At 73.5% G+C, this 4,133-nt stretch carries 4 protein-coding genes; 1 reads left to right on the forward strand and 3 read right to left on the reverse strand.

Annotation, left to right across the window (positions count from 1 at the left end):
- Positions 1-159: 159 nt before the first annotated feature.
- From ACFW2E_RS42720 to ACFW2E_RS42730, 3 genes are read right to left on the reverse strand one after another with little or no spacing between them, the layout of a single operon-like run.
- Positions 160-963, reverse strand: a complete 804-nt coding sequence (locus ACFW2E_RS42720) for a class I adenylate-forming enzyme family protein (protein WP_384476331.1) — start codon at positions 961-963, stop codon at positions 160-162.
- Positions 964-974: 11 nt separating this feature from the next.
- Positions 975-2,579 (reverse strand): AMP-binding protein, encoded by a 1,605-nt coding sequence (locus ACFW2E_RS42725; RefSeq protein WP_384476334.1) that lies wholly within the window; start codon positions 2,577-2,579, stop codon positions 975-977.
- Between the two features lies 1 nt (position 2,580).
- Positions 2,581-3,498, reverse strand: a complete 918-nt coding sequence (locus ACFW2E_RS42730; RefSeq protein WP_384476337.1) for an ACP S-malonyltransferase — start codon at positions 3,496-3,498, stop codon at positions 2,581-2,583.
- Between the two features lie 233 nt (positions 3,499-3,731).
- Here ACFW2E_RS42730 and ACFW2E_RS42735 point away from each other — a divergent pair.
- Positions 3,732-4,133 (forward strand): carboxyl transferase domain-containing protein (locus tag ACFW2E_RS42735; RefSeq protein ID WP_384476340.1); only part of this gene is annotated, 402 nt, incomplete at its 3' end.

Below are 4,133 nucleotides of genomic sequence, written 5' to 3' on the forward strand. Positions count from 1 at the left end.
GGGCTTCGGCGGCTTCGGGGGCCGGGCCCCGCCGCGCCGGGGTGGCCCCCCCAACCACCGTCCCGACCCGGCGCCGATACCCCAACCCCCACCCCCCCACCCACGACCACACCCCGGGGGCGGGGGGGGGCGGGGCAAGGGGCGAGCGCCCCCAGCCCGCTAAGCGGCAGGGGGGGGGCGGCGCGGCGCGCCCCGCAACCGCGGCCCGCCCAGCGACGGCACCAGCGGCAGCACGGTGGCGCCGCTCTCCCGGATCAGGATGTGCAGCTTGGAGTCGGCCTCGGAGTCGGCGAGGACCAGGGTCGCGCCGGACACCCCGCACAGCAGCACCTGGAAGAGGCCGTAGTCGAAGGAGAGCGGGACGCGGACGAAGACGGTGTCGTCGGCGCGGTAGCCCAGCACCTGGTTGATGGAACGCGCCGCGAACAGCATCTGTGCGTGCGGGCAGATGATGCCCTTGGGGGTGGCGGTCGAGCCCGAGGTGTAGATCAGCACGGCCGGGGTGCCGGGCGCCTGGCCGGCCTCGGCGGTGTCCCCGTCGGCCGTCAGCTCGGACCACAGGGCGCCGACCTCGTGCACCGGCCGCTCGGTCAGGCCCGACACCCACTCGCCCACACCGTCCGCGACGACCACCAGTCGCGGCTCGCAGTCGGCGATCACCGCGCGCAGATGGAACTCCTTCATCTCCGCGCTGATCGGCACCAGGGCGGCGCCGAGGCGGGAGGCCGCGTACAGCAGCGCCGTCGTCTCGCGCACGTTCGGCAGCCGTACGACGATCCGGTCGCCCGGCGTCACACCGGCCCGGCGCAGCCAGTCGGCGGCCGCCCGGGTCTGTGCCGCGAGCTGCTCCCAGGTCCAGGTGTCCCGGGCGTCACGCACGGCGACGTCCTGCGGGCGCGCGGCGGCCTGGGCGTCGACGAGGTGGTGCAGCAGCTTCGCGTCCTTGGTCAGGTTCTCGTCCACGGGGTCTCTCCTTAGTGGTCCGTGGCAGGATCGGCGTCGGGTCGGCTCGGGGTGCGGCCGCGGTCCAGGAGCGTCAGCGCGCGGGACCTGAGAGCGGAGCGGTCGATCTTGCGGTTGGCGTTCATCGGGAACTCGTCCAGGTGGGTGAGCAGCCGCGGCACCATCGCCTTGGGCAGGTCCGCGCTCAACTCCTTGGCGAGCAGCGCGCCCTGGGATGCGCGGCCGGTGTAGAAGGCGACCAGCTCATGGCTGCCGTCCACCGGCACGGCGACCGTGACGGCGTCCTCCACCCCGTCCAGGGCGCGCACGGCGTGGCTGACCTCGGACAGTTCCACACGCCAGCCCTGCACCTGCACCTGGTCGTCGGCCCGGCCCAGGTAGGCGATCTCGCCGTCCGGCCAGCGGCGCACCCGGTCACCGGTGCGGTACCAGCGGCGCCCGTCGTGGTCGAGGAAGCGGCCCTCGTCCTCCGCCGGGTCGAGGTAGCCGCTGAACATCTGCGGCCCGGTGACGCACAGTTCGCCCTCGTCGCCGCCGGTGGAACCGTCGGGGCCGAGCAGTACGTGGTCGAGGGAGCCGTACACGGGGCCGATGGGGACCACGCCGTTGACGTACCGCTCGGCGGGCGTGGCGGGCGACAGCCGGTGCGCGGTGACGGTGATGGTCAGTTCGGTCGGGCCGTACAGGTTCTCCACGGTGCTGTGCGGCGCCGCGGCCTGCCATGCCTCGGCGTCGTGGCGGTGCAGTGGTTCGCCGGCGAACAGCGACCAGCGCAGCCCGTCCAGGGCGCCCGCCGCCAGCGCCCCCGAGCGCCGGGCGAGGGCGATGGCCGCCGGGGTCGAGAACCACACCGTCACGCGCTCCTCGGCGAGGAACTCCGGCAGCGCACGGTAGGCCCGCATCGGCAGCGGCACGACGCGGCCGCCCGCGCCCCACGCGCAGAACAGGTCGAACATCGCGCAGTCGAAGGTGAGGTCGAAGGTCTGCGTGAAGACGTCGTCGGGCCCGAAGCCGTACCGCGCGCGCAGCGTACGGAAGTAGCTGTCGGTGGCCCGGTGCGTGGTCGGCACCCCCTTGGGGCGGCCGGTCGACCCCGAGGTGAACAGGATGTACGCGGTGTCCTCCGGGCCGACCGCACGCGGCGCCGCCAGCGGTGTCCCGGGAAGCGGTCCCTCCCCGGCCGCGACGAGCGGTACGCCCGGCATGCCGATCCGCTCGTACGCGGTCACGCCCCGTGCGTCGGCGACCACGGCGTCGGCCTCGGCGGCCGCCAGGACGGCCCGGTTGCGGGCGGCGGGAAAGTCGGGGTGCAGGGGTACGGCCCGAGCCCCCAGGTACAGCGCGGCCAGCAGCCCGGTGTAGGCCTCGCCGCTCTTGCTGCCGAGCACGGCGACGGTACGCGGCACACCGCCGCACACCTCGACCAGCGCCCCGGCGAGCGCGAGCGCCGCCCGGTGGGCCTCGGTGTAGGTGGTGCCGCGCCCGTCGACCCGGAAGCACTCACGGTCGCCCGACACGGCCAGCCCGCGCAGGAACAGCCCGTGCAGGCTGCCGGCGTACTCGTCGTCGGCGGAGTCCGGCTGTGCCTGGGGTCCGGAAAAGACCTGGGTCGTCATGTCACACCCCCGCCGGAGCCGTCGCGGGCCGGGCCGCCGGCGCGCGCAGCGTGCGCTCCGGCGACACCGGGACCACCTCGAAGCGGGAGGTCGCCGACTCCACCCGGCCGAACAGGGCGTCCGGGCCGGCGACCAGCAGGCGCTCGACGCCGCGGGCCCGCAGCGCGTCCAGGGTCGCGGGCCAGTCGACGGGGCGTACGAAGTGGTCGAGGAGCATCTGCCGCAGCTGGGCCGCGGTGGTCAGTTCGGTGCCGTCCTGGTCGGCGATGACCGGCAGCCGCGGGTCGCGCAGCGGCAGGGCGTCGATGACCTCGCGGGCGGCGAGCTCGCGCAGTCCCGTGAACAGCGAGGAGTGCATCGGCGGGCGCATCACGTACAGGGGAAGGGCCCCGATTGCCCGCAACTCCCGCTGGAAGGACTCCAGTTCGGGCTCGCGGACGGACACCATCTGGAACCCGTCGTCGAGGCGGCAGGCCACCTCGTGCCAGGCGCCGCGGGCGTCCATCCCCGCGAACAGCTCGGCCAGGGGGCCGGCCGGGGCCCGTACGAACGACTGCGTCACCACGTCCCGGTGCTCGCGCGCGAAGTACTCCGCGGTGCAGCGCGCCAGCCCGGCCGTCATCCGTACCGTGTCCGCGAAGCCGAGCGCCCCGCTGAAGCCGACCGCGGGCTTCTCGCCGAAGCTGGGGCCGGTGCACACCGCCGGCTCGGCGCCCAGGTCCTCGCGGGCCCGCTCGGCGAGGGCCGTGCACACCACCATGAAGGCGACCTGAGCCGCCGGGGCGTACTCGTCGTCGCTCTCCCGGAACGCGTCGAAAAGGGAGTGGCCGAGGACGTCGTCCGCGACCGGAAGCAGTTTCTTGGCATGCGAATCGAGAAGCAGGAAACGCCCGAGTTCCCGGAAACGCGTCGGCCCCATTCCCGGGAATACCATCGCCGTTGTCATCGCAGCACCCGTCTTGTCGCGAACTCGCCTCGTTCGGACAGTTCTAGATGCCGGGCAACGCCCCACCAACCCCTATTCCACCCCGTCCGCCACCCTTAGTAGGGGGGCCGTCCCCGACCATAGGGGGTGATCGCAGTGGCCCCTTGCCGAGCGACGCGGTTTGAATTGACGGTCCGAATACCCTGAGCCACATGGATGGGTGACCCATGACCGTGACCGAGGACACCACCTCACTCGCCCCCATGACCCAGCCGCCGCCGCGCCCCGACCCGCGCTCCCGGGTGGCCCTGCTCGGCCTGGTGAAGCAGACCGTACGGGAGGGACCCGGTCCGCGCGCCACCGAGCAGCAGTGGGCCAAGGGCAAGCTGACCGTCCACGAGCGTCTCGAACTGCTCTTCGACAAGGGGAGCTTCCAGGAGATCGAGCCGCTGCGCCGGCACCGCGCCACCGGCTTCGGCCTGGAGAACAAGCGGCCCTACACGGACGGCGTGGTGACCGGCTGGGGCACGGTGGAGGGCCGTACGGTCTTCGTCTACGCCCATGACTTCCGCATCTTCGGCGGCGCGCTCCGCGAGCCGCCCCCCGCCACAAACCACAACCTGATTGAC

It is taken from the genome of Streptomyces sp. NPDC058964, from assembly GCF_042741275.1.
Lineage (GTDB): Bacteria > Actinomycetota > Actinomycetes > Streptomycetales > Streptomycetaceae > Streptomyces.

Bases quoted from the DNA above. Each gene is read 5' to 3' on its own strand.
- ACFW2E_RS42725 (WP_384476334.1), bottom strand. From the start codon at position 2,579: ATGACGACCCAGGTCTTTTCCGGACCCCAGGCACAGCCGGACTCCGCC.
- ACFW2E_RS42730 (WP_384476337.1), bottom strand. From the start codon at position 3,498: ATGGGGCCGACGCGTTTCCGGGAACTCGGGCGTTTCCTGCTTCTCGAT.